Source organism: Stenotrophomonas sp. KH_052 (genome assembly GCF_057838755.1).
In genome coordinates this window covers 328,352-355,000 of record NZ_CM174475.1, presented here as the reverse complement: position 1 = coordinate 355,000, position 26,649 = coordinate 328,352, and the positions used below count along the sequence as shown (strand labels likewise).

The window sequence follows — 26,649 nt, the reverse complement described above, 5'->3', positions numbered from 1 at the left end:
CTGAGCGACCTGTTCGACAAGGCCGGCATCCCGGCTACTACCCTGCACCGGGTGCTGGACCATCCGGGTGCGCGCGAGGCGCTGACCAAGCTGCGCCCGGGTGCCGAGATCGCCTTCGACATGCCGCTGTCCGGTGACCTGCGCAGCATCCGCTTCGACCGCGATGCCGACAACCGGGTGGAACTGAGCCTGTCCGGCGACGACATCAAGGAAAAGGTGACCAAACGCGAGACCTCCACGCGCACCGTGGTCACCAGCGGCGAGATCACCAGCTCGCTGTACGCCGCGGCCCGCCGCGCCGGGCTGTCTCCGTCGGCGATCGCGACGATGACCGACGACATCTTCAAGTACGACATCGACTTCTCGAAGGACCTGCAGCCGGGCGACCGCTTCAGCGTGGTGATGGATGAAACCTGGCGCGAAGGCGAGAAGGTGGACACCAGCAAGATCCTGGCGGCGACCTTCACCACCGGCGGCAAGACCTATTCCGGCTTCCGCTTCGACCGCAACGGCAAGGCCGAGTACTACGACATCAACGGCCGTTCGCTGAAGAAGAGCTTCATCCGCATGCCGATCCCGTTCGCGCGGCTGAGCTCCACCTTCGGTGCGCGCAAGCACCCGGTGCTGGGCAAGATGCGCATGCACAAGGGCGTGGACTACGCCGCGCGCACCGGTACTCCGATCATGGCCGCCGGCGATGCCCGTGTGCAGTTCGCCGGCGTGCAGCGTGGTTACGGCAACGTGGTGATCCTCGACCACGGCCGCGGCCACACCACCCTGTACGGCCACATGTCGCGCTTTGCGAGCATCCGCACCGGCCAGCGCGTGGCGCAGGGCACGGTGATCGGCTATGTCGGCTCGACCGGCCTGGCGACCGGCCCGCACCTGCACTACGAATTCCGCGTCAACGGCGAGCATCGCAACCCGCTGACCGTGACCATGCCGCCGCCGGAGCCGCTGAAGGGTGCCGAGCTGGTCGCCTTCCGTGCGCAGACCGCGCCGGCGATGGCCCGCATCCAGGGCATGGAGAAGCTGATCTACGCCGACGCCAGCCCGGCGCCGACCAGCCGCGACGAGGCCGCGCCTGAAGTGGCCAGTGCCAAGGACAAGCCGGGCAACGGCCGCAAGCGCGGCTGAGCCCTGCGTTGACGAAGGAGGACGCGGCAGCCCAAGCTTGCCGCGTCCTTTTTTTATGCCTGCCATGAACACGACTGCCGACAGCGACGCCCCCCTGTACCTTGGCCTGATGTCGGGCACCAGCGCCGACGGCATCGATGCCGCACTGGTGCAGTTCCCCGCCAGTGGTGGCTGCCGCTTCGTGCATGGGCTGACCGCCCGCTGGGAGCCGGTGCTGCGCGCGCGGCTGGTGGCGCTGGGCGAAGGCGGGCCGCTGGATTCGTTGGAAGAGCTCGGCGAACTGGACGCGCGGATTGCGATCCGTTTTGCCGAGGCGGCCAACCAGCTGCTGGCCGAGGCTGGCGTGGACCGCAGCCAGGTGCGCGCGATCGGCTCGCATGGGCAGACCGTGCGCCACCGGCCACTGGCCGACCCGGCGTTCACCGTGCAGCTGGGCGACGGCAACCGCATCGCCGAGCTGACCGGGATCACCACGGTGTGTGATTTCCGCCGCCGCGACGTGGCAGCCGGAGGCCATGGTGCGCCGCTGATGCCGGCATTCCATCTGGGCATGCTGGGCACTGCCGATGAAGACCGCGCCGTGCTGAACCTGGGCGGCATCGCCAACCTGACCCTGATCCCGCGCGAGGGCGCGGTACGTGGCTTCGATACCGGCCCGGCCAACGCGCTGATGGATGCCTGGTGCCAGCGCCACACCGGCCGCACCTTCGACGCCGATGGCGCGTATGCGGCCAGTGGCGCGGTGGACGAGGGCCTGCTGGCGGGTTGGCGCTCGGATCCGTGGTTCGCGCTGCCGCCGCCGAAGAGCACCGGCCGCGAGCAGTTCCACCTGGCCTGGGCCGAGGCGCACATGGGCGAAGGCCAGTACGCCGCCGCCGATGTGCAGGCCACCCTGCTGGAGCTGACCGTGGCGACGGTGGTCGATGCACTGCTGGCGCAGCAGCCACAGACACGGCGACTGCTGGTATGTGGCGGCGGCGTGCGCAATACCCAGCTGATGCGGCGACTTGCGGCGCGGCTGCCGGGGGTGCAGGTGGAGTCCAGTGCGGTGCACGGGTTGGACCCGGAGTACGTGGAGGCGATGGGCTTTGCGTGGCTGGCACAGCGGACGATGGACGGGCTGGCCGGCAACCTGCCGAGCGTGACCGGGGCGAAGGGCCCGCGGATCCTGGGCGCGATCCACCTGGCCTGAGCGGGGCTACATCCGCCGGGCATGGCCCGGCGCTACCCCGTCGGCAGCATCCCGGTAGCGACGGACCATGCCCGGCGGGCAGGTATCGCCGCGACCAGGTGTCAGGTCAGTCGAAGCCCTGCCCTGCGGGCAGGGCCTGCAGGGCGGCGATGGCATCGGAGAGCGCATCCACTTCGGGATCACCGAAGCCGGAACGGACTTCCAGTTCACTGCTGAACAAGCCCTGCTCCAGCAAGGCCTCGCAGGTCTGTTCGTGGGTCCAGCCGCGAGCGACCGCGACCCGTCGGATGCGTTCCAGCAACAGCGGGTCCAGGTCCCGCAGCACAACGTCGGCCATGCTCACTTCCCCGTTCGCAAGGCACCGCCCCCTCGGCGCGTCGGGGGCGATGATCCCGCAGACCGGGCGGTCAGGCAATCAGGCGACCGGTGGCGGCCCGCGGTCGGCGATGCGCGGCCACAGCCAGACCAGCAGCAGCAGGGTCGGCACCACCGTTACCGAGCTGAGGATGAAGAACGTGCTGTAGGACGTGGCCTCGACAATGTAGCCGGACACGCCGCCGACGAACTTGCCCGGCAGGTTGGCCAGCGAGACCAGCAGCGCGTACTGGGTGGCAGTGAAATTGCGGTCGGTCAGCGACGACATGAAGGCCACCAGCACGGTGCCGGCAAAGCCCTGGAACAGATTGTCGGCACTGAGCGCGGCATAGAACGCCCACAGCTTGCCTGGATTGTGCGCCATCAGCAGGAAGGCCAGGTTGGACAAGGCCACCCCCAGCGCCGCCACCAGCAACATGCGACGGAAGCCGAACGCCGCCACCGCGATGCCACCCAGGAAGGCGCCGGCAATGCCCATCCACACGCCGAACAGCTTGGAAACCGTGGCGATGTCCGCCTTGTCGAATCCGGAGTCGAGGTAGAACGGCCCCGCCATCACACCAATGACCTGGTCGGGGAACTTGAAGAAGCCGACAAAGGCCAGCAACGCAAACGCCAACGCCACGCCGTTGCGGGTGAAGAAGCTGCTGATCGGCTGGACGAAAGCCTCGGCAACGTCGATGCGACGCTGCACGGCCGTGGCCGGACGCTCTGGTTCGGCACACAGCAGGGTGGTGATGATCGGCAGCAGCATCAGCGCCGCCATGGCCAGATAGGCGATGATCCAGCCTTCGAACTGGGCCAGGTACAACGCGCCTGCCCCTGCCAGGATCAGGCCGATTCGATAGCCCAGCGTGTAGGTGGCCGCAAGCGCCGCCTGGGCCGCCTGTGGCGCGATCTCGATGCGGTAGGCATCAACTGCCGAGTCCTGGGTGGCACCAGCAAATGACGCCACCAGCACCCACATCACCAGCGGCCAGACCCCCTGCTCGGGCCGTACGAAGGCCAGCGCGACCAGACCGACCAGCACCATCACCTGCGATACCAGCAACCATGAGCGGCGGCGGCCAAGCCCGCCCAGCAACGGGAAGGCGTAGCGGTCCAGCAGCGGCGCCCACAGGAACTTGAGCAGGTAGAAGAAACTGGCCAGGCTGATCAGGCCAATGCTGCCCAGATCCAGGCCAACGTCACGCAGGCGCGTGGACAGGGTCTGCGAGGCGATCAGCAGGAACGGCAGGCCACTGCCGAAGCCCAGCATGGCCATGGTCAGCGCCGACGGTGTGCCGAAGGCGCGCTTGATTCCTGCCCAACCCTTGTAGCTGACCGGCTTGGCAGCCTCGGTCACAGGTCGTAGTCCACGATGAACGGCGCGTGGTCGGAGAAGCGCTCATCGCGATAGATCGAGCAGCTGCGCAGGCGGTCACGCAGGCCCGGGGTGATGAACTGGTAGTCGATGCGCCAACCGACATTGTTGGCACGGGCGGCGCCACGGTTGCTCCACCAGGTGTAATCCTCGCCGGTGGGATTGAGCAGGCGGTAGGCGTCGGCCCAGCCGCGGCCGGTGGCGACATCGGTGGCCTGGCCATGGTCGGCGCACAGCGCGTTGAGCCAGTCACGCTCTTCCGGCAGGCAGCCGGAGTTCTTCTGGTTGGACTTCCAGTTCTTGATGTCCAGCGCCGAACGCACGATGTTCCAGTCGCCGCACAGCACGTAGTCGCGGCCGCTGCGCGCCCACTCTTCGAGGATCGGCCGCAGCCATTCCATCACTTCGAACTTGAAGCCCTGGCGCAGGTCGCCCGAGCTGCCGGACGGGATATAGAAGGAGACCACGCTGAGATTGCCGTAGCGCGCCTCGATGTAGCGGCCTTCGTCGTCGAACGGGGCCCAGCCCAGCGAGGTGATGACCTGGTCCGGCTCGCGCTTGCTGTAGATCGCCACGCCGCTGTAGCCCTTCTTGGTGATCGCGTCGCGGTAGAAGCAGTGGTGGCCGTCCGGGCGGAACATCGGGTCGGTCAGCTGGTCTTCCTGGGCCTTGGTCTCCTGGATGCAAAGGACGTCGGCGTCCTGGGCACGGAACCAGTCGAGGAAGCCCTTGGTCGCGGCGGAACGGATGCCATTGGCGTTGAAACTGATGATGCGCATGCGGGGGACCTGCGGCGGGAAACCGGGCAAGCATACCGGTTGCCTGCCGGGCTGCGCAGTCCGCCAGGCACCGCCCGGGCACCCTTCACAAGGTGCTGGACGAGCGCGAAACGCCCAGCTGGATTAGGATTTGTGCTCCAAATGAAGATGAATCGAGTTTTGATGAGCGACCACCGTCACCGTTTCCTGCAGCTGGCCCTGACCGCCGATGCCCTCCGCTTCGGCCAGTTCACCCTCAAGTCCGGCCGGCTGAGCCCCTATTTCTTCAACGCCGGTCGCTTCGACTCCGGCTCCCTGCTGTCGCAGCTGGGCGCGTGCTATTCCGACGCCATCGACGCCACTGGGATCAAGTACGACGTGGTGTTCGGCCCGGCCTACAAGGGCATTCCGCTGGCCACCGCGATGGCCTGCGAGCTGGCCCAGCGTGGCCGCGACCTGCCGCTGTCGTTCAACCGCAAGGAAGCCAAGGCCCATGGCGAAGGCGGCCAGCTGATCGGCGCCGACATGAATGGCAAGCGCGTGCTGATCGTCGATGACGTGATCACCGCTGGCACTGCGATCCGCGAAGCGCTGGGCATCATCCGCGACGCCGGTGGCATCCCGGCCGGCATCGTGGTCGCGCTGGACCGCCAGGAGATCGCCTCGGACACCGACCATCGCTCCGCCGCACAGGCGGTGGCCGAAGAGGCCGGCATTCCGGTGATCGCCGTGGCGACGCTGGCCGACCTGCTTGATTTCGCCTCCGGCAACCCGGAACTTGTCGGTTACCGGCAGCCGCTGGAGGCCTACCGGGCCCAGTACGGCGTCCGTTCGATCCGCTGACCGACCCAGGGGAAAGGTCATGTCCCGAGTTCCTGCTGTTCTCTTCGCCGGCCTGCTGCTGGCCCTGCCGTTCACCGTGCCGGCGCAGTCGCGCGACAGCGGCAAGGCGGAAAAGAAGCTGTACTGCTGGAACGAGGGCAAGGATCGGATCTGCAGTGATTCGCTGCCGGCCGATGCGGTCAACCATGCCCGCGAGGAGTTCAACGCGAAGAGTGGCCTGCGCAACGCGCAGGTCCAGCGCGCGTTGACCGACGAAGAGCGCGCCGCCGCCAGCACCGTGGCGCAGCAGCAACAGCTGGACCTGATGGCCTCGCAGACCCGCCAGCGTACCGAGCAGGCGATGCTGTCCACCTATGGCAGCGAGGACGACCTGCGCCGGGTGTTCACCGAGCGCCAGGAAGTGCTGGACAACAACCTGAAGACCGCCGAGTACAACGTCACCAGCCTGCGCGAGTCGCTGGTGGCGCTTCTGTCGGCCGCCGGTGACCGTGAGCTGGCCGGCGGCAAGGTGGCCGACAAGCAGGCCGAGGCGATCCGCCAACGGCATGTGCAGTTGCAGGCGCAGCAGCGCCTGCAGGCAGGATTCCTGCAGCAGCAGCAGGCATTGAAAGCCGAGATCGACAGCAGCCTGCAGCGCTATCGCGAGCTGAAGGGGCTGGTGCCGGCAGATCAGGCCCTCTGATTCCCGGTAGAGCCGAGCCCACGCTCGGCTCCGCGTGACCTCGGGAAAGAGCAGCCGAGCATGGGCTCGGCTTTACAGCAGGTGGGGCTGGTTACGGATTGGCCCACGGAATTTATGCACTCTTTACGCGTCGGCCCGGTCCGGCGCGTAGTGCGTTTATGGGGGGCAGGACGACGATGACGGCCTGAGGTGGAGGGGTTCCACCAGGACGCTAATGCAATGTCCCCCTGGCTGTCGTTGTTGTGTGGCGTCGTGGTGCTGGTCGCCGCCGCCTATCTTCTTTATGTCGTGCTGCGGCCCGAGTCGTTCTGAGCGGAGACTGCCATGACTGAGATTATTGTCATTCTTGCCGCCAGCCTGCTGCTGGCCTGGCCGTTGGGTCTGTATCTGGCGCGCGTGATGCATGGCGCGCCGATGAAGGTCGACGTGTTGTTCCACTGGATCGAGAAACCGCTGTACAGGGTGTTCGGCGTCGACCCGTCGCGCTCGATGTCCTGGCGCGGCTACGTGCTGGCCTTCGTGCTGAGCAACGTGGTGGTGGCGGTGCTGACCCAGGCGGTGTTCATGACCCAGGCCTGGCTGCCGCTGAATCCGGACCAGATCCCGAACATGCGCTGGGACACCGCGCTGCACACGATGATCTCGTTCCTGACCAACACCAACCAGCAGCACTATTCGGGCCAGGCGCAGCTGTCCTACCTCTCGCAGATGACCGGCATCACCGGCCTGCAGGTGGTGACGCCGATGATGGGCCTGGCGCTGGCGGTGGCCACACTGCGTGCGTTGTTCGCGCGTTCGCCGCAGGCCGCAGCGGCCAGCGGTGCCGGTGATGACCGCCAGGTGGCGGTGGGCAACTACTACGTGGACGTGGTGCGCCTGTGCGTGCGCTTCCTGTTGCCGCTGTGCCTGGTGTGGACGTTGCTGCTGACCAGCCAGGGCGTGCCGTCGACGATGGCCGGTGGCCCGCAGGCCACGCCGATCGACGCCAGTGCCGGCATGGCCGAACAGAAACTGCCGCTGGGCCCGGTGGCGGCGATGGTCGCAGCCAAGCAGCTCGGTGCCAACGGCGGTGGCTGGTACGGCCCGAACAGCAGCTTCCCGCTGGAGAACCCGACGCCGGTTTCGAATGCGTTGGAAATCCTTGGCATCCTGCTGGTGCCGATGTCAGTGATCTTCATGATCGGCGCATTCACCGGCCGACGCCGCTTCGGCGTCCTGGTGTTCAGCTGCATGCTCGGCATGTCGCTGCTGTCCACCGGCGCCATGGTGTGGAGCGAGGGCCACAGCCCCAGCGCCGCCACGCCGCTGCTGATGGAAGGCAAGGAGGTACGCTTCGGCGCCGATGGCACCGCGCTGTGGGCGGCGGTGACCACCCAGGTCTCCAACGGTTCGGTGAACGGCATGCACGACTCGCTGAGCCCGCTGAGTGGCGGCCTGGCGATGGTCAACATGCTGGTCAGCGCGATCTGGGGCGGTATCGGCTGCGGCCTGCAGCAGTTCATCGTGTACCTGCTGCTGGGCGTGTTCCTGGCCGGGTTGATGACCGGGCGTACGCCGGAACTGTTCGGCCGCAAGCTGGAGACGCCACAGGTACGCCTGCTGGCCCTGCTGGTGCTGCTGCAGCCGATCACCCTGCTGGTGTTCACCGCAATCACCCTGGCCGTGCCCGGCCTGGCCGGCACCTCCAACCCCGGTTTCCATGGCATCAGCCAGGTCTTCTACGAGTATGTCTCGGCCTACGCCAACAACGGCTCGGGCTTCGAAGGACTGGGCGACGCCACGCCGTGGTGGAACCTGAGCTGCTCGCTGGTGCTGCTGCTGGGCCGCTTCCCGCTGCTGATCATTCCGCTGGTGGTGGCCGCACAGCTGGCCGCCAAGCGCCAGGCGCCGGAGTCTGCCGGCAGCCTGCAGATCGAAACCCCGACCTTCGCCCTGACCCTGGTCTCGGTGATCGTCATCCTGACCGTGCTGCAGTTCATGCCGGCGCTGGTACTCGGCCCGATCGCCGACCACCTGAGCCTGGGACTGCACTAAGGACACCCTGATGAGTACCCAAGCAAGTTCAACCCGTAGTACCCATGCGCCGCGCCCTGCCCTGCTCGATGGCGCCGGCCTGCGCCGTGCGCTGGTCGAAGCGGTTCTCAAGCTGTCGCCGATGCATCTGGTGCGCAGCCCGGTGATGGCGGTGGTGATGGCCGGCACGATCGTCGCCGCGATCGTCACCCTGACCGGCAACGCGCCACTCGGCTTCGGCCTGGCAGTGACCGCGATCCTGCTGGTGACCGTGCTGTTCGGCAACTTCGCCGAAGCCGTGGCCGAAGCACGTGGCCGTGGCCAGGCCGCGTCGCTGCGGCGTGCCCGCCAGGACCTGGTGGCACGCCGGCTGGCCACGCCGCAGCCGGGTGCCGCCGAAACCCAGGTGCCGGCCGCCGAACTGCGCCCGGGCGACCACGTGATCGTCAGCGCCGGTGAGCTGGTGCCGGCCGATGGCGAGATCGTGCAGGGCCTGGCCACCATCAACGAAGCCGCGGTGACCGGCGAATCGGCGCCGGTGCTGCGCGAGGCCGGTACCGACCGCTCCGGCGTGATCGGCGGCACCAAGGTGCTGTCCGACCAGATCATCGTGCGGGTGACCGCCGAACCGGGCCACAGCTTCCTGGACCGGATGATCGCGCTGGTGGAAGGCGCCAACCGCCAGAAGACCCCGAACGAGATCGCGCTGACCCTGCTGCTGGCGGCGATGACGCTGACCTTCCTGGTGGTGGTGGCAACGCTGCCGGCCATTGGTGCCTCCGTGGGCGTCAAGGTCGACCCGCTGTTGCTGATCGCGTTGCTGGTGTGCCTGATCCCGACCACCATCGGCGGCCTGCTGCCGGCCATCGGCATCGCTGGCATGAACCGTGCGCTGGCCGCCAACGTGCTGGCCAAGTCGGGCAAGGCGGTGGAAGTGGCCGGCGACGTCGACGTGCTGCTGCTGGACAAGACCGGCACCATCACCTACGGCGACCGCCAGGCCAGCCATTTCCATCCGCTGGCCGGCATCGACGCCAGCCAGCTGCGCGAAGCAGCACTGCTCTCTTCGCTGGCCGACCCGACCCCGGAAGGCAAGTCGATCGTGCGCCTGGCGCGCGAACAGGGCTGCGCCACCGCCGAGCCGGACCATGCCGACTACCTGGCCTTCAGTGCACAGACCCGCATGTCCGGCGTGGACCTGGAACATGGGCGGCAGATCCGCAAGGGCGCCGCCGATGCGATCCGTGCCCACGTGCAGGCGCTGGGCGGCAGCGTGCCGGCTGAACTTGCCGGACGCGTGGAGCAGGTGGCGCGTAACGGTGCCACCCCGCTGGTGGTGGCCGAAGGTCGCCACGTGCTGGGCGTGATCGAGCTGTCGGACGTGGTCAAGCACGGCATGCGCGAGAAGTTCGCGCAGCTGCGGGCGATGGGCATCCGCACGGTGATGATCACCGGCGACAATCCGCTGACCGCCGCCGCCATCGCCGCCGAAGCCGGCGTCGACGACTACATCGCCGAGGCTCGCCCGGAGGACAAGCTGGCACGCATCCGCCAGGAACAGGCCGGTGGCCGCCTGGTGGCGATGGTCGGCGATGGCACCAACGACGCACCGGCGCTCGCCCAGGCCGACATCGGCCTGGCAATGAACTCCGGCACGCAGGCGGCAAAGGAAGCCGGCAACATGGTCGACCTCGATTCGGATCCGGCCAAGCTGCTGGCAGTGGTGGAAGTGGGCAAGCAACAGCTGATCACCCGCGGTGCGCTGACCACCTTCTCGCTGGCCAACGACGTCTCCAAGTACTTCGCGATCCTGCCGGCGCTGTTCGCCGCCGCCGTGCCGACCATGGCCGCATTGAACGTGATGCAGCTGTCGAGCCCGCGCAATGCGGTGCTGGCGGCGTTGATCTTCAACGCCCTGGTGATTCCCGCCCTGATCCCGCTCGCCCTGCGTGGCGTGCGCTTCCGCCCGGCCACTGCAACCGCGCTGCTGCGCCGGAACATGCTGGTGTACGGCCTCGGCGGCGTGCTGCTGCCGTTCGCAGCGATCAAGGCGATCGACCTTCTTCTTGTCCTGGTATTCGGCGCATGAACCGTACTGCTTCCACTTCATCCTCCCTTCCGCGCGAACAGAAGGCCGAGGCCCGCGTGGCCAGCCTGCAGGATGGCGCCAGCTGGCGCCCGGCGATCGGCCTGGGCCTGGCCACACTGCTGCTGGCTGGCGCGGTCTACGCCGGTATCGCAACCGGTTTTGCCGGCCTGGCGTACCCGACCCAGGCCGAAGGCAGCCTGCTGCGCGATGGCAACGGCCAGGTTCGCGGCTCGGCGTGGCTGTCGCAGCCTTTCACGGGTGACGGCTATTTCCAGGCGCGTCCGTCGGCGGCCAACTATGACCCGATGGCCGCCGCCGGTTCCAACATGGCCCGCAGCAATCCGGCATTGGCCGAGCGCGTTGCCGCCAGCACTGCCGCGGTCGCCGCGCGCGAAGGCGTCGCCCCGGCGCAGGTGCCGGCGGACCTGGTCACCCAGTCTGCCGGTGGCCTGGACCCGCAGCTGTCGCCGGCGGCAGCACAGCTGCAGGTGGCGCGCGTGGCGCGTGCCCGTGGCCTGCCGGTGGAGCGCGTGCAGGCCCTGGTGCAGGCGCATACCGAGGGACGCCAGTGGGGCCTGTTCGGCCAGCCGCGGGTGAACGTGGTGACGCTGAACTTCGCGCTGGACCACGCGGCCAAGGCGCCGTGATGCCGGCCTGCACCGGCTGCGCGCACAATGGCGGCCATGACAGCGGCACCCATGACTGATGCGCGTACCCGCCAGGCCGATGCCCTGGTCGAAGGCCTGCAACGCGAAGCCGGCGGCAAGCTGACCGTGTTCCTCGGTGCGGCGCCGGGCGTGGGCAAGACCTACACGATGCTGACCCGCGCGCAGGAACAGCTGCGCCGCGGTGTCGACCTGGTTGTGGGCCTGGTGGAAACCCATGGCCGTGCCGATACCCAGGCACTGCTGGAAGGCCTGCCGCAGTTGCCGCTGAAGGAAGTGGCCTACCACGGCCACTCGCTGCAGGAGATGGATCTGGATGCCGTGCTCGCACGGCATCCGGCGCTGGTGCTGGTGGACGAACTGGCCCACCGCAATGCGCCGGGCAGCCGCCACGAGCGGCGCTGGCAGGATGTGATGGAGCTGCTGGACGCCGGCATCGACGTCTGGACCACGGTCAACATCCAGCATCTGGAAAGCCTCAACGATGTGGTGATGCGGATCACCGGCGTGCGCGTGGGCGAGACCGTGCCGGACGGCGTGCTCGACCGCCTGCACGACATCGTGCTGGTCGACCTGCCGCCGCGCGAACTGATCGCGCGCCTGCAGCAGGGCAAGGTCTATGTGCCCGAACAGGCTGCGCAGGCGCTGCAGGCATTCTTCTCGCCAGCCAACCTGACCGCGCTGCGCGAACTGGCAATGCAGGAAGCGGCCGACCGCGTCGACAGCAGCCTGCGTGAGGCACGCGCTGCACGCGGCGAGAGCAACCTGCCGCTGCGTCGCGGCGTGCTGGTGGCCATTGATGGCGGCGGCCAGAGCGAATACCTGGTGCGGGTGGCGCGACGCATCGCCGAACGCCGCGACGCGCCGTGGACGGTGGTGACCGTGCAGGGCCGGCGCCAGGACGAGGCGACCCGGCGCGAGATCGATGCCGCGTTCGCGCTGGCACGACGACTGGGCGGCGACGCCGAGCTGCTGCATGGTTCGAGCATTGCCGATGCCCTGCTCGACCATGCCGCACACAACGGCGTATCGACCCTGGTCCTGGGCCGCACCCGTGAACGGCCGCTGGCGCGGATGTTCAACCGCACCCTGACCCAGCAGCTGATCCAGCGCGGCGCGCATTACGAGATCACCATCATCAGCACGCCGCAGGCGCGCGCGCGTTCCCGCCGCGAGGGCCTGCTGCCACCGGTGCGCGGTATCAGCCATGAGCCAGCGCAGGCGCTGATCGCCACCGCACTGGCCTGCGCAGTGGCGTGGCTGGCCGAGCGCTGGGTCGGCATGGCCGACCTGTCGATGGTGTTCATCGTGGCGGTGGTGGTGGTGGCCGCGCATACGCGCGCCAGCGTGGCGGTGATGGCGGCGATCCTGTGTTTCCTCGCCTACAACTTCCTGTTCATCGCGCCGCGCTTCACCTTCGCCATTGGTGCGCGCCAGGGCGTGATCACCGTGTTCCTGTTCCTGGCCGCCGCCTTGGTGGCCGGACGGCTGGCCTCGCGCCTGCGCATGCAGGTGATCGCGCTGCGTGCAGCCAACCGCCATGCGCGTGCGCGCCAGCAGCTGGGCCGTCAGCTCGCCAGTGCGGCCGGCAATGGCGAGGTCGCGCAGGCCGGCAGGCTGGCGCTGGAGCAGGCGATGGACGTTCCGGCATGGCTGCGCATTGGAACAGACACCGCGGCCGGTGGTCGCAGCCAGCCGGGGGACACCGATCTGGCCGCCGCCGACTGGGCGCTGCGCCATGGCCAGCCCAGCGGCCGCTTCACCGATACCCTGGCCGGTGCGCAGTGGTGGTTCCTGCCACTGCTGGATGGCGAGGACCGCGCCATTGGCGTGGCCGGCCTGTACCTGCCCGGCGCGCAGGCGCGCCTGCTGCCGGAGCAACGGCAGCTGGCCGAGGCAATGGTCGATGACATCGCCCAGGCCGCGCTTCGCACACGGCTGGTGGCCGAACTGGAACAGGCGCACGTCAGCAACGAGACCGAGCGGTTGCGCTCGGCCCTGCTCTCTTCGGTGTCGCACGACCTGCGCTCGCCACTGGCGGCGATGATCGGTTCGGCCGACAGCCTGGCCAGCTACGGCGCGGCAATGGACACGACCGATCGCCGTGCCCTGCTCGATACCATCCTGGTCGAAGGCGAACGCCTGGACCGCTATATCCAGAACCTGCTGGACATGACCCGGCTTGGCCACGAAGGGTTGAAGATCAACCGCGACTGGATCGGCGTGGACGAACTGATCGGCTCGGCAGCGCGACGCCTGCAGCGCTATCAGCCGAAGGTGCGGCTGGAGCTCGACATTCCTTCCACGCTGGCGCCGATCTGGGTGCATCCGGCGCTGGTCGAACAGGCGGTGTTCAACGTGATGGAGAACGCGGCCAAGTTCTCGCCGCCCGATGCCGCCGTGCAGGTACAGGCGCGCGAGCTGGACGGCCAGCTGCGCATCGACGTGATCGATGCCGGCCCCGGCATTCCCGACGACGAGCGTGCGCGCATCTTCGACATGTTCTACAGCGTCGAACGCGGTGACCGTGGCCGCCATGGCACCGGCCTGGGCCTGACCATCTGCCAGGGCATGATCGGCGCGCATGGCGGCAGCGTGCAGGCGCTGCCCGGACGCGATGGTCGCGGTACCCTGATCCGCATCACCCTGCCCCTGCTCAAGCCAGCCTCCCACGATGAGTCCGACCCCGATTGATGCCAGCGTCCCGGCCGCGCGCGTGCTGGTGATCGATGATGAAACCCAGATCCGCCGGTTCCTGGACATCAGCCTGCGCGCGCAGGGCTACCAGGTACGACAGGCCGCCACCGGCCAGGAAGGCCTGCAGCTGGCCGCCAGCGAGGACATGGATCTGGTGATCCTGGATATCGGCCTGCCGGACATGGAAGGCCACGAGGTACTGGAACAGCTTCGGCAGTGGAGCCAGGTGCCGGTGATCATGCTGACCGTGCGTGCCGGCGAAACCGAGAAGGTGCGCGCGCTGGATACAGGCGCGAACGACTACGTGACCAAGCCGTTCGGCACGCAGGAGCTGATGGCGCGGGTGCGGGCGCTGCTGCGCACGCGCAGCGTGCCCAGTGATGGCACGCCGCCGGTATTCGACGATGGCCACCTGCATGTGGACCTGGTGCGTCGTGAAGTGGCGCTGGATGGCGAGCCGGTGGCGCTTACCCGCAAGGAATACGCGTTGCTCTCACTGCTGCTGCGCAATGCCGGGCGAGTGGTGACCCAGCCGCAGATCCTGCAGGAGATCTGGGGACCGACCCACCAGCACGACACTCATTACCTGCGCATCCTGGTCGGCAAGCTGCGGCACAAGCTGGGCGATTCAGCGCTGGATTCGCGCTACCTGTTCACGGAGCCGGGCGTGGGTTTGCGGTTCAAGGGGTAGTGCCGGCCGCTGGCCGGCAACCTCCTGAATCCCAGAACCATCCTGTGGTTGCCGGCCAGCGGCCGGCACTACCCGATCGATCCAATCCCGATCAATCAGAACCCCAGTGGGGTGTCGCCCAGCACCGGTTGCAGCTGGCTGCGGAACAGCGCCTGGATGCGTTCCAGTGCCGCCTCGTCGTTGCCTTCGAAACGCAGCACCAGCACCGGCGTGGTGTTGGAGGCGCGCACCAGGCCCCAGCCATCGGGGAAGTCCACGCGCAGGCCATCGATGGTCGACAACCGACCGCCCACATACGGGTTGTCCGGCGACTGCGCCGCCGCCACCAGCATCGCCACCAGCGCGTGCGGCGTACCGTCGGCCACCGGCACCTTCAGTTCCGGCGTGGCCACCATCTCCGGCAGCTCTGCCAGTACCTCGTCCGGAGTCTCCTCGCGCTGGGCCAGGATCTCCAGCAGGCGCGCAGCCGCATACAGGCCATCGTCGAAACCGAACCAGCGCTCCTTGAAGAAGAAGTGGCCGCTCATCTCGCCAGCCAGCTCAGCATCGGTCTCGCGCATCTTCGCCTTCATCAGCGAATGCCCGGTCTTCCACATCAGCGGGCTGCCACCATTGCGCAGCACGTGGTCGGACAGCTTGCCGGTGCACTTCACGTCGTAGATCACCATCGCGCCCGGATTGCGCATCAGCACGTCGGCGGCGAACAGCATCAGCAGGCGGTCGGCATAGATGATCTTTCCTTCGCCGGTGACCACGCCCAGGCGGTCACCGTCGCCATCGAAGGCGACGCCGAGATCGGCACCGAAGCGCTTCACCGTCTGCACCAGGTCTTCCAGGTTGGCCGGCTCGCTGGGGTCGGGATGATGGTTGGGGAAGGTACCGTCGACATCGCAGTACAGCGGGATGACTTCCGCACCGATCGCTTCCAGCAGCTGCGGCGCGAGCGCGCCGGCCACGCCGTTGCCGGCATCGGCCACGACCTTCAACGGGCGGTCCAGCTGCACGTCGTCGGCGATGCGCTGGATGTAGTCGGCACTGACATCGCGCTGCTGGTAATCGCCCGGCTCGGCGGCCTGTACCAGGCGGCCTTCGACGATGCGCTGGTACAGATCGGTGATGGCATCACCGGACAACGTCTCGCCGCCGATGACCACCTTGAAACCGTTGTACTCGGGCGGGTTATGGCTGCCGGTGACCGCCACGCAGGTGCCGGTACGCAGATGGAAGGCGGCGTAGTACACGACCGGGGTCGGTGCCAGGCCGATGTCGATCACCGCGCAACCGGCGCGCCTCAGGCCCTCGGCCAACCCTGCGGCCAGTTCCGGGCCGGACAGGCGGCCGTCGCGGCCGATCACCACCTCGCGCAGGCCCTGCTCCAGGGCCACGGTGCCGATGGCCTGGCCGATCAGCGCCGCCGTTTTCGGCGTCAGTTCACTGCCAACCACGCCGCGGATGTCGTAGGCGCGGAAGATACCGGCCGCCAGTTCCTCGGCCGGAACCGGTGGCGGGGGCGGCGGTGCACTTTCAGTTGTGCTGGCCTCGGCCACCGGCGGCGGCGCCATCTGCAGGCTCTCGCTCAGGGTCGGGCCATGATCGGCTTCCGCCACGGTCGCCCGACGCGGCAGCGGCAGCGACTTCGGCAGGCGGCCGCGCCCCACCGCCAGCAGCACGGCGATGAACGCCAGCAGCAGCGCAACGATGGCGCTGGCCAGCGAACCCAGGCCCAGCGGACCAGGTTCGACATTGGGTACCGCGGCCACCAGCCGCAACGGCGTCCCCGGAATCGGCCGGGCCAATGCTTCGGCGCTTTCGGCCAGGCCGGCATCGCCCTGGGCGACGAGGTCATGCGCGCCCTGGCGCAGGCCAAGGAAACCGGCCGATGGCGCACTCACCTGGTCCAGCGGCGAGGTCAGCCGCAGCAATGGCTGGCGCACGTAGAGCACCGCCGGGCCGAGACTGCCCAGTTGAACCGGCGCTGCCAGGCCCAGGCGATTGCCACCGCCATCGCGGACCACGCGCAGGCTGGGCTTGCCTTCGGCCAATGCCGCTTCCAGCAGCGCCAGCCGGGCATAGCCGAAGGTGGCCGGGTCGGCGTAGGCGCTGGCCAGATCGGCGCTCAGCACTTCCGCCTGTTCCACGCCGGTCCAGCTCTCGCGCACGGCCAGTGCCGCTGCCGCGGCATCGCCGGCCTGCAGCGCCTGCTGCACGCGCTCGTTCTTCAGCTGCTGCTGCAGCTGCTTCAGCTGGCCGGCTGCAGCGTCCTGCAGGCCCTGCACGGCCTGGTCACGCGCTTCTTCCAGCGCCTGCCCATTGGCTTCCTGCCGCCATTGCTGCACCGCGCTCCATCCGAACCAGCCGGCCAGCAGGATCAGCAGCACCCCCAGTAGTGGTGCACTGCGACCCAACGACCGTCCCCGCTGTCCTTCCCCGATGCCGCTCATCGATGTCCCCCGTCAACGCACCCCGGTATGGCCGAATCCACCCGTTCCCCGCACGCTGTCGGTGAAAGTATCCACCACCTGCAGGTTGACGCGGGCAATCGGCACGACCACCAGCTGCGCGATTCGATCGCCCGGCTCGATGGTGAAGGCCTCACGGCCACGGTTCCAGACGCTGATCAGCAGCGGGCCCTGGTAATCGGCGTCGATCAGGCCGGTACCGTTGCCCAGCACGATGCCATGGCGGTGGCCCAGCCCCGAACGCGGCAGGATCACCGCGCACAGGTGCGGATCGGCGATGTGGATGGCCAGGCCGCTGGGCACCAGCGCGGTGTCGCCCGGCTGCAGGGTCAGCGCGGTATCCAGCGCCGCGCGCAGGTCCATGCCGGCGCTGGCTTCGGTGGCGTAGGCCGGCAGCGGCCAGCTGTCGCCGAAGCGCGGATCGAGCAGCTTGACCTGCAGCGGTTGGGAAGTGGATGCCTGGGTCATGCCTGAAGTCTCCGCGCGATCAGCGCCAGCAGTTGTTCGGCCAGCTCGCGCTTGGAGGTGGCCGGGAATACCTGTTCACCGTCCTGCCAGAAGGCAGTGGCGGCATTGTTGTCGCTCTCGAAACCGCCGCCGCTGATGCCGACCTGATTGGCGATCACCAGGTCCAGGCGCTTGTCGACCAGCTTGCCCCGTGCATATTTCTCCACGTCGTGGGTCTCGGCGGCAAAGCCGACCACCAGCTTCAGCGACTGCGTCTGTGCGGCCACCTCGGCAAGGATGTCCGGCGTGCGCACCAGCTCGATCACCAGTGACTGGCTGTCGGCGGTCTTCTTCAGCTTCTGCGGCGCGACCTGGCGCGGCGTGTAGTCGGAAACGGCCGCCGCACCGATGTAGATGTCGGCCGGCAGCGACTTCAGCACGGCATCGCGCATCTGCGCGGCCGAGCGCACGTCGATGCGCTGCACGCCCTGCGGCGTCGGCAGCTGCACCGGGCCACTGACCAGTACCACCTGGGCGCCGAGTGCGGCCGCCGCAGCGGCCAGGGCAAAGCCCATCTTGCCGCTGCTGCGGTTGCCGACGTAACGCACCGGGTCAATGTCTTCATAGGTGGGGCCGGCGCTGATCAGCAGGCGCAGGCCCTGCAGCGCGCGGGTTTCCGGCGCGGCAGCCGGTGCCTCGGCACTGCCGTTGGCGGCCAGCGCGGCGACGATGTCACCCGGTTCGGCCAGACGGCCAGGACCGGATTCGCCTTCGGCCAGCGGACCGTCAACCGGGCCGATTACCTGCGCGCCACGTTGGCGCAGCAGGGCGATATTGGCCTGGGTGGCCGGGTGCAGCCACATGCGATGGTTCATCGCCGGGCAGATCGTCAGCGGCGCGGTGCTGGCCAGGCACAGGGTGCTGACCAGGTCATCGGCATGGCCCTGGGCCAGCCGCGCCAGCAGATCGGCGGTGCCGGGGGCGACCACGATGCGGTCGGCCCAGCGGGCCAGCTCGATGTGGCCCATGGCCTGTTCGGCGGCACTGTCCCACAGCGTGGTGCGGGTAGGCTGCCCGGACAGGGCCTGGAAACTGAGCGGAGTGACGAACTGCTGGGCACCGGCGGTCATCGCCACCTGCACCTGGGCACCGGCGTCGCGCAGGCGCCGCACCAGCTCCAAAGCCTTGTAGGCCGCGATCCCGCCTCCGACGCACAACAGCAGTTTCTGACCTTCCAGCGCGCGGGCCGGCGCGGGAGAAGCATTGGGGGAGTCAGCCACCTGGAATTCCTGTGCAAACGAGGGCGGTAGCTTACCCGATGGTCGGTAATGTCCCGGTACACGGCATACATAGCGGGCGGCTATCAGCAGATGGAGTCCGCCCGTATTGACCTGGCAGACGCCGGGCATCGGTTTCGGACCTTTCCTATACCGTTACGACCCCGCCCTTTTGCAGAATCAGGCGTTGGCCGCTGTGTGCAGCGGTCCGTTCGATCTCCGAGGAAGCGCGTGCACCCACGCATCATCATCGCCGACGACCATCCTGTGGTCCTGCACGGCATCCGCGTCGTGCTGCAGACCCACCTGATGGAGATCGTCGGCAGCGCCAGTGACGGCGCGGAGCTGCTGCAGCTGCTGGAGCACCATGACTGCGATGCGGTGCTGACCGATCTGTCGATGCCGGGGGACGGCCCGGACGGCCCGGAACTGATCGACGCGCTGCGCGCACGTCATCCGGGGCTGCCGGTGGTGGTGTTGACCGGTGCGCGCCATCCCGGGCTGCTTGACGGCCTGCTGCGCGAAGGCATCAGCGGCCTGGTCGACAAGTGCGCCGATTTCACCGAACTGCCGCAGGCCTTGAGCGCGGCACTGGCCGGCCAGGTGTTCGTTTCCCAGCAGCTGCGCCACCACCTGCAGGCCCGCGACCTGCTGTTCCCGCGCGAACCGGCACCGCTGTCGGCACGCGAGCAGGAGGTGCTGGATCTGCTGGCGGCCGGGCTCAGCGTGAACGCTGTCGCCGAGCGCTGCGGGCGCAGTCCGAAGACCATCAGCCGGCAGAAGGCCGAAGCCAAGCGCAAGCTGGGCCTGCAGAACAACCAGGAACTGTTCGACTACCTGCAGACCCGGCGCGATTGAGGCATTGGGGCTCAGCTGGCTGAAGCGGCGCAACCAGGAGCAGAAAGGACAATGTCTGCCAAAGGCACCTCCGACGATACCCGCCAGGGAACCTGCTCCTCGCCTTCCTTGCGGTGCCCAACGCCAACCAGCACGCGTCCGTCCGGGCTGACCAGAGAGCCTTCCCAACGGGTCTCTTCGGGGAGCTCCACAGGAAGTGCCCGCAGCCAGTCTTCCAGACGACACACGCCGTTGCTGCGCGTCCAGATCAGTGCCTGGTTGGAAAATGGCTCGCTTCCCAGCAGGATTCCGCCCTGCAGATCCATCCACACGATCGACATTGGCTCGTAGCGATCGATCCCTGCGACCTGAAGCGACTGCTCCATGGCGATCTGACCGATCTGGAGGGTGTCATCCGGCATGGGTGCAAGCGAGGCGGGATCGATTTCATCGTTTCGCCACCGGATCCGCATGGGCCTCGCGGGATCGCCTGGTTCAGGCCCGTCGACAAAGAAAATGCCATGGACAACAGCCGGATCCGGGTCGAAATGGGTGGGACGCGTACCGTCGGCTCCTCCTGGTGCCGGAAGAATGCGATAGCCCTCTGCCTCGCTCCACAGGTACGGCTGCTCGCTATCCGGTGAGTGGTAGAGGTACTCCGCCCCCCCGACGACTGTCCCATCAGCGTTCATCGCCAAGCCTCGGTGGGATTGGCTGACCGGGGTAACCGCAACCCGTTCGCCATCAGGCAACCAGCGGAGAACCTGCATCGCGGTCGAGATTCGGGTCTCCACCAGGATGATCTGACCGTCCCTGCTGATTGCCCGAGCGGAACTGTCTTCTGCTTCGTTCCGCGGTGACAGCCAATGGACACCATCCTGACGGGACCATCGGAATGCCTGCGAGAAGCAGCACCCGCGACGGCCAGTCCCCGCCAGTACAGCACCATCGAAGCTTGCCGCCACGACCGCTACTCCGCTGTTGGCCAACGAGGACAGTTCCTCGTAGGTCGCGGCAGCGCCCCCTGCCCCCGCCGGACCAGGCAGCATCGACGTTGAAAGGATCAGGATCAGGGAAAGTCGCTTCATCAGGTCTCCTAAGCACACCATTGAAGTCTAGAAAAGGCGATCAGTGGATACACTGAAATTTGTTGAAAATCTGCCCGGTAGGCATCGACTGACCCCTCTCATCCCGGTTTCCTGATTTCGGTGGTGGGGCCAATCGTCCAAGCTTGGGGCCATGCCCATCCACGACTGGCCCGAACAGGAACGTCCCCGCGAAAAGCTGATGGCACGCGGGCCCACGGCGCTTTCCGATGCCGAACTGCTGGCGCTGTTCCTGGGCTCCGGTTTCGGCGGCCGCGATGCCGTACAGACCGCGCGCGACCTGCTGCAGGCGCACGGCCCGTTGCGGGTGCTGCTGGACCGCCCCGCGCGTGAACTGGCCCGCCTGCCCGGGCTCGGCCCGGCGCGCAGCTGTACGCTGGCTGCCGGGCTGGAACTGGCCCACCGCTACCTGGCTGCCGAGCTGGAACATGGCGAAGCGGTCGGCAACAACCCGGCCGCGGTCGGCCGCTACCTGCAGCACCGCCTGCGCGGCCAGGCCCGGGAGATCTTCATGGCCCTGTTCCTGGACAACCGCCACCGGCTGATCGCCTGCGAGGAGTTGTTCCACGGCACCATCAACGCCGCGCCGGTCTACCCCCGCGAAGTGGTGCGGCGCGCCCTGCTGCACAACGCGGCGGCGGTGATCCTCAGCCACAACCACCCTTCCGGCGACCCGGAACCCTCCAGCGCCGATACCCGCATCACCGACGAACTGCAGCAGGCACTGGCGATGGTGGACGTGCGCCTGCTGGACCACTTCGTGGTCGGTGAGGGCCGCCCCGTTTCGTTTGCTGAACGAGGCCTGCTGTCGCCGCCCCAGCCCCGGCTGTTCGGCTGAGCGCCCGCCCTCCGGGCGCCATCGGTCGCCCCCACAGGCAGGTTCCGGTCAGCGTGGCCGCTGGTATCTGCGCTAAAATGGGCGATTCCGCCGCTCATTCTCACAGCAGGCCTCGTGAAAAATCTCCTCCGCGCCCTGATCAGCCAAGGCATCGAAGCCTTGCGCGCCAATGGCACCCTGCCCGCCGACTCCCTGCCGCCGGACTTCGTGGTCGAGCGCCCGAAGACCCGCGACCATGGCGACTTCGCCACCAACGCCGCGATGCTGCTGGCCAAGGCCGCGCGCAGCAATCCGCGCGCACTGGCACAGGCGCTGGTCGAGGCGCTGCCGCGCAGCGAGGACGTCAGCAAGGTCGAGATCGCTGGCCCCGGCTTCATCAATTTCTACCTGGCACCGGCCGCGTACCAGCGTGAAGCCGCGTCGGTCATCAAGGAAAGTCACGACTACGGCCGCAACCTGTCCGGCAATGGCCGCACGGTGGGCGTGGAGTACGTGTCGGCCAACCCGACCGGCCCGCTGCATGTCGGCCACGGCCGCGCCGCGGCGATCGGCGACTGCGTGGCGCGCGTGCTCGACGCCAACGGCTGGAACGCCAAGCGCGAGTTCTACTACAACGACGCCGGCGTGCAGATCGAGAACCTGTCGCTGTCGGTGCAGGCCCGCGTGAAGGGCATTGCCCCGGACCAGGACGGCTGGCCGGAAGGCGGCTACCGCGGTGAGTACATCGCCGACGTCGCCCGCGCCTACATGGCCGGTGCCAGTGTCGATCTGGAAGGCACCCTGGTGGTCGGTGCCAAGGACGCAGAGGACATGCAGGCGATCCGTCGCTTCGCCGTGGCCTACCTGCGCAACGAGCAGAACCTGGACCTGGCTGCATTCGGCGTCGACTTCGACATCTACTTCCTGGAAAGCTCGCTGTACGCCGATGGCAAGGTCGCCGAAGCGGTCGCCAAGCTGCAGGCCTCGGGCCACACCTACGAGGAAGGCGGCGCGCTGTGGCTGCGCAGCACCGACTTCGGTGACGACAAGGACCGCGTGATGCGCAAGTCCGACGGCACCTTCACCTACTTCGTGCCGGACGTGGCCTACCACCTGTCCAAGTGGCAGCGCGGCTACGAGCGCGCGATCACCGAGCTCGGCGCCGACCACCACGGTTCACTGGCACGCGTGCGCGCCGGCCTGCAGGCGATGGAAGTGGGCATCCCGCAGGGCTGGCCGGAATACGTGCTGCACCAGATGGTCACCGTCATGCGCGGCGGCGAGGAAGTGAAGCTGTCCAAGCGTGCCGGCAGCTACTTCACCCTGCGCGACCTGATCGAAGAAGCCGGCCGCGATGCCACCCGCTGGTTCCTGATCGCGCGCAAGCCGGATTCGCAGCTGACCTTCGACATCGACCTGGCCCGCCAGCAGAGCAACGACAACCCGGTGTTCTACGTGCAGTACGCGCATGCGCGTGTCTGCAGCCTGCTGCGCCAGGCACAGGAGAAGGGCCTGGTGTACGAACAGGGCAACGGCCTGGCCAACCTCGGCCGCCTGTCCGACGACGCCTCGCTGCTGCTGATGAACGAGATCTCGCGGTACCCGGAAGTGGTGGAAGCGGCCGGCGTGGCGCTGGAACCGCACCTGGTGGCGCAGTACCTGCGTGAATTGGCGCACGCGTTCCACACGTGGTATCACGGGACGCCGGTGCTGGTGGATGACAGCGCCGACCGCAACGCCAAGCTGACCCTGGCCTGCGCCGCGCGCCAGGTGCTGGCCAACGGCCTCGAACTCCTGGGCGTCAGCGCCCCGGAAAAAATGTAAGCATCAGGAGACGCAGTACACATGGCAGCACGACGCGGCAAAAACCAGGCACGACGCAACAGCAGCAGCCAGGGCACACCCGGATGGGTGTGGCTGGTCGCTGGCGTGGCGATTGCGGCCGTGGTGTTCCTGGCGGCGCCGAACCTGTTCAAGGGCGAAGGCGATGGCTTCCTGCGCGCCGGTCCGCAGCCGAACCCGAACGCACAGCCAGCCCCGGTCGCTGATGCAGACAGCGATGTCGGCACCCAGCCGGCCGCACAGCCGGCCACGCCGAAGCCGGCCGAAGCGGAAAAGCCGGCCGCTACCCAGTACGACTTCTACACCCTGCTGCCGGGCAAGGAAGTCGAGATGTCCGACGCCGAACTGGCCGCCAGCGCGCGTGCCGAGGACCAGCGCCGGGCCAAGGCCGAAGCGCAGCGCGCGCAGGCGGCACTGGAAGGCAAGCCGGTTCCGCCGGCCACGGCCACGGCCACTGCACCGGCACCGACGGCAACCGCCAGCGTGGCCAGCACTGCACCGGTCACCGCCACCAGCCGTCCGTTGCCGGCGCCGCTGAGTGAGCGTCCGGCGGCGGCAACGCCGGCGGCCAACACCACTGCGGCCTCGAACAACACGGCTGCGGCCACCGCGGCGCCGCGTGCGGAAGCTGCACCGGCTGCGACCAGCACGGCGGCCACTGCCGCACCCGCTGCTGCCGACAACGCCCGCTACATCCTGCAGGCAGGCGCTTTCGGTGCCTCCGGCGATGCCGAGGCGACCAAGGCCAAGCTGGCGATGATGGGGTTGGCGGCACGCGTGGAGTCGGCACAGATCAACGGCAAGACCGTGTACCGCGTGCGCATGGGGCCGTATGGCAGTGCCGGCGAGCTGTCCGAAGCCAAGCAGAAGCTGGATGGTACCGGCCTGCAGGCGATGGCGATCAAGGCGCAGTAAGCCTGCCGATGTGAATGAAAAAGCCGGGCATTGCCCGGCTTTTTTTTTGTCTGTGTAGAGCCGAGCCTATGCTCGGCTTCTGTTGAAAGCAGTCGAGCATGGCTCGACTCTACAAAGGGCGAAGAGCAGTCGAGCATGGCTCGACGTTACAAATGGCCGTCAGCCTTCGCGGGCGACCTGGAAACCTGCGAACGACTGGCTGACCGGCATCAGCTCCAGGCGGTTGATGTTGAGGTGCGGCGGCAGCGTGGCCACCCAGAAGATCTGTTCGGCGATGTCTTCGGCGGTCATCGGGTTGGCGCCGGTATAGAGCTTGTCCGACGCAGCCTGGTCGCCATGGGTTCGCACCACGGTGAACTCGGTTTCGGCCATGCCCGGCTCGATCGTGGTCACGCGCACGCCGGTACCGTGCAGATCCGAGCGCAGGCCCAGCGAGAACTGGCTGACGAAGGCCTTGGTGCCACCGTAGGCGTTGCCGCCCGGGTAGGGGTAGACGCCGGCCACCGAGGAAATGTTGATGATCGCGCCCTTGCGCTCGACCAGTTGCGGCAGCAGCCGGTGGGTCAGGGTCACCAGCGCGGTGATGTTGGTGTCGATCATCGTGGTCCAGTCGGACAGCTTTGCGCTCTGTGCCGGCGCGGTGCCCTGTGCCAGGCCAGCGTTGTTGACCAGCAGGTCGATCTCACCGAACGCCGGCGGCAGCGCCAGCAGCGCCGCTTCCATCGCCACCGGGTCGCGGATGTCGAAGACCGCGGCATGCACCACGTCCTTGCCATAGCGTTCGACCAGCGGCTGCAGGCGTTCGCCGCGGCGGCCGGTGGCGATCACCTTCCAGCCCGCCTGGGCGAAGCGGTGGACGGCAGCGGCGCCGAAGCCGGAGGTGGCGCCGGTAATCAGGACAGTGCGGGTCATCAGGCAACTCCAGGGGGAAAACCAGACCCCCATTCTGGCACCGTCGACCGATCCCCGTGTTGCCAGATCGGCCAGAACCTGGAGCAGAACCCGGGTCAGATCCCTTTGCCTCCAGCAAAGGGATCTGACCCCACCTGCCGGGGTGACCGGTACAATTGGGCCATGATCAACAACGATGTCCTGCGCAGCGTGCGCTACTCCCTGGACCTGGGTGACCACCACGTGGTGACCCTGTGCCAGCTGGCCGATCCGGCCTTCGCGGTGGATACCGAGCAGGTGAAGGCCTGGCTGCGCCGCGATGACGAAGCCGGCTTCGAGGCGATGAACGACAGCGCGCTGGCGCACTTCCTCGATGGCCTGATCGTGCACCTGCGCGGTCGCGACGAGAGCCAGCCGCAACGCGCGGTGGAAACCCGCATCGACAACAACCTGGTGCTGAAGAAGCTGCGCGTGGCCTTCCAGCTGCGTGACGTGGACCTGATGGAAATCTTCGCCAGCGCCGGTTTCAACGTCTCCAAGTCGGAAATCGGTGCGCTGTTCCGCCAGCCCGGCCACACCAACTACCGGCGCTGCCTGGACCAGATGCTGCGCAACTTCCTCAAGGGCCTGAGCCTGCGCCTGCGCGGCTGAGCACGGCCGCGACGAACGCCCGTGCCGCCGGCGTCGGCAACCGCTGCCAGACCAGGTGCACGCGGCGGGTCGGGGTCGGCTGCAGCGGAATCTGTACCACCCCCTGGAACCCGTCGGCGATCAACGCTGGCACGATGCCAACCGCCAGCCCATGGCGGACGAAGCGCTCGATCAGTTCCATCAGATTGACCTCGAAGCGCACCGTATGCGGCAGGCCAGCGGCGGCGAAGGCATCATCGGTCTGCCGGCGCGCGCCGGTGCCACGCGGAAAGTCGACCAGCGCTTCATCCTGCAGCGCGGCCAATGGCAGCCGCGTGTGCCCGGCCAACCGGTGCGACGGCGCCAGCACCGCCACCAGGTCTTCCTCCTGCAGCATCTGGTGGCAGACGCCATCCAGCCCCGCCGAGGGCGCCAACCCGACCAGGGCGACATCCAGTTCGCGCGACTGCACCTGCGCGATCAGGTCCTCGCTCTTGTCCACCCGCAGCTGGAATTCAACCTGCGGGTGCGCCTGCTGGAAGGCTGCCAGCATCGCCACCACATCGATATCGGTCAGCGAGGAGATCTGCCCGATCGCCAGCAGGCCACGCACCTCGCCAGTGACGGCGGCCACGTCGGCGCGCAGGTGGCGCAGGCTGGCCAGCACCTGCCGCGCGTGAACCAGCAGCACTTCGCCGGCGGCGGTGGCACGTACCTGGCGCGGCAGGCGTTCGAACAGGGGCGTGCCCAGCTCCTGTTCCAGATTGGCAATCTGATGGCTGAGCGCCGACTGCACCACATGGCAGCGCTCGGCGGCACGGGTGAAGTTGCCCTCCTCGGCCAGGGCGACGGCGAATTCAAGCTGCTTGAGATTCACACAACCATCTCATTTCCAGATGACAGGGATGATGATGATTCATTTC

24 protein-coding genes (1 of these 24 running past the window's edge) are annotated in these 26,649 nt (G+C 67.8%); 15 read left to right on the top strand and 9 right to left on the bottom strand.

The features are described from left to right. Together AC3ITW_RS01535 and AC3ITW_RS01530 are read left to right on the top strand one after the other, a co-directional pair. Positions 1 to 1,137, top strand: the 3' portion of a protein-coding gene (locus AC3ITW_RS01535; RefSeq protein WP_006388279.1) for a M23 family metallopeptidase. Its footprint begins 336 nt before the window's first position; the window shows 1,137 of its 1,473 coding nt (coding positions 337–1,473); its start codon lies off the left edge, out of view; the stop codon is at positions 1,135 to 1,137. A 64-nt stretch (positions 1,138 to 1,201) separates the two neighbouring features. Next, positions 1,202 to 2,329 (top strand): anhydro-N-acetylmuramic acid kinase, encoded by a 1,128-nt coding sequence (locus tag AC3ITW_RS01530; protein ID WP_100435673.1) that lies wholly within the window; start codon positions 1,202 to 1,204, stop codon positions 2,327 to 2,329. Between the two features lie 106 nt (positions 2,330 to 2,435). On the opposite strand, the gene AC3ITW_RS01525 is transcribed toward AC3ITW_RS01530, so the two are convergent. From AC3ITW_RS01525 to AC3ITW_RS01515, 3 genes are all read right to left on the bottom strand, one after another. Further along, a complete protein-coding gene (locus tag AC3ITW_RS01525; protein WP_032972567.1) occupies positions 2,436 to 2,666 on the bottom strand; it encodes a hypothetical protein in 231 nt (76 codons plus the stop codon). Positions 2,667 to 2,744: 78 nt separating this feature from the next. Then, positions 2,745 to 4,049 (bottom strand): AmpG family muropeptide MFS transporter, encoded by a 1,305-nt coding sequence (locus AC3ITW_RS01520; RefSeq protein ID WP_006388247.1) that lies wholly within the window; start codon positions 4,047 to 4,049, stop codon positions 2,745 to 2,747. Then, complete coding sequence (locus tag AC3ITW_RS01515) at positions 4,046 to 4,846, bottom strand: exodeoxyribonuclease III (protein ID WP_006388246.1); 801 nt, start codon at positions 4,844 to 4,846, stop codon at positions 4,046 to 4,048. Before AC3ITW_RS01515 ends, AC3ITW_RS01520 begins: the two co-directional genes overlap by 4 nt. A 162-nt stretch (positions 4,847 to 5,008) precedes the next feature. Between AC3ITW_RS01515 and pyrE the strand changes: the two genes are divergently transcribed. The 8 genes from pyrE to AC3ITW_RS01475 all read left to right on the top strand — a co-directional run bounded on the left by pyrE (position 5,009) and on the right by AC3ITW_RS01475 (position 14,505). After that, complete coding sequence (pyrE, locus tag AC3ITW_RS01510; RefSeq protein ID WP_032972564.1) at positions 5,009 to 5,668, top strand: orotate phosphoribosyltransferase; 660 nt, start codon at positions 5,009 to 5,011, stop codon at positions 5,666 to 5,668. Between the two features lie 19 nt (positions 5,669 to 5,687). Further along, positions 5,688 to 6,350: a hypothetical protein gene (locus tag AC3ITW_RS01505; RefSeq protein ID WP_489389986.1), complete on the top strand. Its 663-nt coding sequence runs from the start codon at positions 5,688 to 5,690 to the stop codon at positions 6,348 to 6,350. Between the two features lie 219 nt (positions 6,351 to 6,569). Beyond that, positions 6,570 to 6,662, top strand: a complete 93-nt coding sequence (locus AC3ITW_RS01500; RefSeq protein WP_012509821.1) for a potassium-transporting ATPase subunit F — start codon at positions 6,570 to 6,572, stop codon at positions 6,660 to 6,662. A 12-nt stretch (positions 6,663 to 6,674) separates the two neighbouring features. Next, positions 6,675 to 8,384 carry a potassium-transporting ATPase subunit KdpA gene (kdpA, locus tag AC3ITW_RS01495; RefSeq protein ID WP_489389985.1) on the top strand — a complete coding sequence of 570 codons (1,710 nt, stop codon included), beginning with the start codon at positions 6,675 to 6,677 and terminating at the stop codon, positions 8,382 to 8,384. 10 nt (positions 8,385 to 8,394) lie between these two features. Further along, positions 8,395 to 10,452 carry a potassium-transporting ATPase subunit KdpB gene (gene kdpB, locus AC3ITW_RS01490; protein WP_180889943.1) on the top strand — a complete coding sequence of 686 codons (2,058 nt, stop codon included), beginning with the start codon at positions 8,395 to 8,397 and terminating at the stop codon, positions 10,450 to 10,452. Beyond that, positions 10,449 to 11,099 (top strand): potassium-transporting ATPase subunit KdpC, encoded by a 651-nt coding sequence (gene kdpC / locus AC3ITW_RS01485; protein WP_065724210.1) that lies wholly within the window; start codon positions 10,449 to 10,451, stop codon positions 11,097 to 11,099. Before kdpB ends, kdpC begins: the two co-directional genes overlap by 4 nt. A 51-nt stretch (positions 11,100 to 11,150) precedes the next feature. Next, complete coding sequence (locus AC3ITW_RS01480; RefSeq protein WP_489389984.1) at positions 11,151 to 13,811, top strand: ATP-binding protein; 2,661 nt, start codon at positions 11,151 to 11,153, stop codon at positions 13,809 to 13,811. After that, positions 13,792 to 14,505: a response regulator transcription factor gene (locus AC3ITW_RS01475; protein ID WP_006387966.1), complete on the top strand. Its 714-nt coding sequence runs from the start codon at positions 13,792 to 13,794 to the stop codon at positions 14,503 to 14,505. Before AC3ITW_RS01480 ends, AC3ITW_RS01475 begins: the two co-directional genes overlap by 20 nt. Positions 14,506 to 14,600: 95 nt before the next feature. Here AC3ITW_RS01475 and AC3ITW_RS01470 read toward each other — a convergent pair whose 3' ends face one another. Genes AC3ITW_RS01470 through coaBC form a run of 3 tightly spaced genes read right to left on the bottom strand, consistent with a single transcriptional unit; the run spans position 14,601 to position 18,691 of the window. Next, complete coding sequence (locus AC3ITW_RS01470; RefSeq protein WP_489389983.1) at positions 14,601 to 16,946, bottom strand: phosphomannomutase/phosphoglucomutase; 2,346 nt, start codon at positions 16,944 to 16,946, stop codon at positions 14,601 to 14,603. A gap of 12 nt (positions 16,947 to 16,958) precedes the next feature. Beyond that, the gene (gene dut / locus AC3ITW_RS01465; protein ID WP_065724207.1) at positions 16,959 to 17,432 is read right to left on the bottom strand and encodes a dUTP diphosphatase; all 474 of its coding nucleotides are present in this window, start codon (positions 17,430 to 17,432) and stop codon (positions 16,959 to 16,961) included. Next, entirely contained in the window at positions 17,429 to 18,691 is a 1,263-nt protein-coding gene (gene coaBC / locus AC3ITW_RS01460; RefSeq protein WP_012509815.1) for a bifunctional phosphopantothenoylcysteine decarboxylase/phosphopantothenate--cysteine ligase CoaBC, read from the bottom strand. The genes dut and coaBC overlap by 4 nt, the downstream gene beginning before the upstream one ends. A 228-nt stretch (positions 18,692 to 18,919) precedes the next feature. Between coaBC and AC3ITW_RS01455 the strand changes: the two genes are divergently transcribed. Continuing rightward, positions 18,920 to 19,546, top strand: a complete 627-nt coding sequence (locus AC3ITW_RS01455) for a response regulator (protein ID WP_006387709.1) — start codon at positions 18,920 to 18,922, stop codon at positions 19,544 to 19,546. Positions 19,547 to 19,557: 11 nt separating this feature from the next. On the opposite strand, the gene AC3ITW_RS01450 is transcribed toward AC3ITW_RS01455, so the two are convergent. After that, positions 19,558 to 20,613 (bottom strand): hypothetical protein, encoded by a 1,056-nt coding sequence (locus AC3ITW_RS01450; RefSeq protein WP_489389982.1) that lies wholly within the window; start codon positions 20,611 to 20,613, stop codon positions 19,558 to 19,560. Positions 20,614 to 20,764: 151 nt separating this feature from the next. On the opposite strand from AC3ITW_RS01450, the gene radC reads away from it, so the two are divergent. From radC to AC3ITW_RS01435, 3 genes are all read left to right on the top strand, one after another. Next, entirely contained in the window at positions 20,765 to 21,469 is a 705-nt protein-coding gene (radC, locus tag AC3ITW_RS01445; RefSeq protein ID WP_012509812.1) for a RadC family protein, read from the top strand. A gap of 114 nt (positions 21,470 to 21,583) precedes the next feature. Then, positions 21,584 to 23,272 carry an arginine--tRNA ligase gene (gene argS, locus AC3ITW_RS01440; RefSeq protein WP_489389981.1) on the top strand — a complete coding sequence of 563 codons (1,689 nt, stop codon included), beginning with the start codon at positions 21,584 to 21,586 and terminating at the stop codon, positions 23,270 to 23,272. A 21-nt stretch (positions 23,273 to 23,293) separates the two neighbouring features. After that, the gene (locus tag AC3ITW_RS01435; protein WP_489389980.1) at positions 23,294 to 24,205 is read left to right on the top strand and encodes an SPOR domain-containing protein; all 912 of its coding nucleotides are present in this window, start codon (positions 23,294 to 23,296) and stop codon (positions 24,203 to 24,205) included. Positions 24,206 to 24,364: 159 nt separating this feature from the next. On the opposite strand, the gene AC3ITW_RS01430 is transcribed toward AC3ITW_RS01435, so the two are convergent. Further along, on the bottom strand, positions 24,365 to 25,117 hold the full coding sequence (locus tag AC3ITW_RS01430) for an SDR family NAD(P)-dependent oxidoreductase (RefSeq protein WP_012509809.1): 753 nt from the start codon (positions 25,115 to 25,117) through the stop codon (positions 24,365 to 24,367). Between the two features lie 162 nt (positions 25,118 to 25,279). Here AC3ITW_RS01430 and AC3ITW_RS01425 point away from each other — a divergent pair, with 162 nt between their 5' ends. Then, on the top strand, positions 25,280 to 25,747 hold the full coding sequence (locus AC3ITW_RS01425) for a YehS family protein (RefSeq protein WP_012509808.1): 468 nt from the start codon (positions 25,280 to 25,282) through the stop codon (positions 25,745 to 25,747). Here AC3ITW_RS01425 and AC3ITW_RS01420 read toward each other — a convergent pair. Continuing rightward, complete coding sequence (locus AC3ITW_RS01420) at positions 25,716 to 26,603, bottom strand: LysR family transcriptional regulator (protein ID WP_065724201.1); 888 nt, start codon at positions 26,601 to 26,603, stop codon at positions 25,716 to 25,718. The genes AC3ITW_RS01425 and AC3ITW_RS01420 overlap by 32 nt on opposite strands. Positions 26,604 to 26,649: the final 46 nt, after the last annotated feature.

Excerpts from the sequence above, each read along its gene's own strand:
- pyrE (WP_032972564.1), top strand. The coding sequence starts at position 5,009 with ATGAGCGACCACCGTCACCGTTTCCTGCAGCTGGCCCTGACCGCCGAT.
- AC3ITW_RS01470 (WP_489389983.1), bottom strand. The coding sequence starts at position 16,946 with ATGAGCGGCATCGGGGAAGGACAGCGGGGACGGTCGTTGGGTCGCAGT.
- kdpA (WP_489389985.1), top strand. The coding sequence starts at position 6,675 with ATGACTGAGATTATTGTCATTCTTGCCGCCAGCCTGCTGCTGGCCTGG.
- AC3ITW_RS01450 (WP_489389982.1), bottom strand. The coding sequence starts at position 20,613 with ATGAAGCGACTTTCCCTGATCCTGATCCTTTCAACGTCGATGCTGCCT.
- AC3ITW_RS01475 (WP_006387966.1), top strand. The coding sequence starts at position 13,792 with ATGAGTCCGACCCCGATTGATGCCAGCGTCCCGGCCGCGCGCGTGCTG.
- AC3ITW_RS01430 (WP_012509809.1), bottom strand. The coding sequence starts at position 25,117 with ATGACCCGCACTGTCCTGATTACCGGCGCCACCTCCGGCTTCGGCGCC.
- AC3ITW_RS01505 (WP_489389986.1), top strand. The coding sequence starts at position 5,688 with ATGTCCCGAGTTCCTGCTGTTCTCTTCGCCGGCCTGCTGCTGGCCCTG.
- kdpC (WP_065724210.1), top strand. The coding sequence starts at position 10,449 with ATGAACCGTACTGCTTCCACTTCATCCTCCCTTCCGCGCGAACAGAAG.
- radC (WP_012509812.1), top strand. The coding sequence starts at position 20,765 with ATGCCCATCCACGACTGGCCCGAACAGGAACGTCCCCGCGAAAAGCTG.
- AC3ITW_RS01525 (WP_032972567.1), bottom strand. The coding sequence starts at position 2,666 with ATGGCCGACGTTGTGCTGCGGGACCTGGACCCGCTGTTGCTGGAACGC.
- AC3ITW_RS01500 (WP_012509821.1), top strand. The coding sequence starts at position 6,570 with ATGTCCCCCTGGCTGTCGTTGTTGTGTGGCGTCGTGGTGCTGGTCGCC.
- dut (WP_065724207.1), bottom strand. The coding sequence starts at position 17,432 with ATGACCCAGGCATCCACTTCCCAACCGCTGCAGGTCAAGCTGCTCGAT.
- AC3ITW_RS01480 (WP_489389984.1), top strand. The coding sequence starts at position 11,151 with ATGACTGATGCGCGTACCCGCCAGGCCGATGCCCTGGTCGAAGGCCTG.
- AC3ITW_RS01435 (WP_489389980.1), top strand. The coding sequence starts at position 23,294 with ATGGCAGCACGACGCGGCAAAAACCAGGCACGACGCAACAGCAGCAGC.
- AC3ITW_RS01530 (WP_100435673.1), top strand. The coding sequence starts at position 1,202 with ATGAACACGACTGCCGACAGCGACGCCCCCCTGTACCTTGGCCTGATG.
- kdpB (WP_180889943.1), top strand. The coding sequence starts at position 8,395 with ATGAGTACCCAAGCAAGTTCAACCCGTAGTACCCATGCGCCGCGCCCT.
- AC3ITW_RS01425 (WP_012509808.1), top strand. The coding sequence starts at position 25,280 with ATGATCAACAACGATGTCCTGCGCAGCGTGCGCTACTCCCTGGACCTG.
- AC3ITW_RS01515 (WP_006388246.1), bottom strand. The coding sequence starts at position 4,846 with ATGCGCATCATCAGTTTCAACGCCAATGGCATCCGTTCCGCCGCGACC.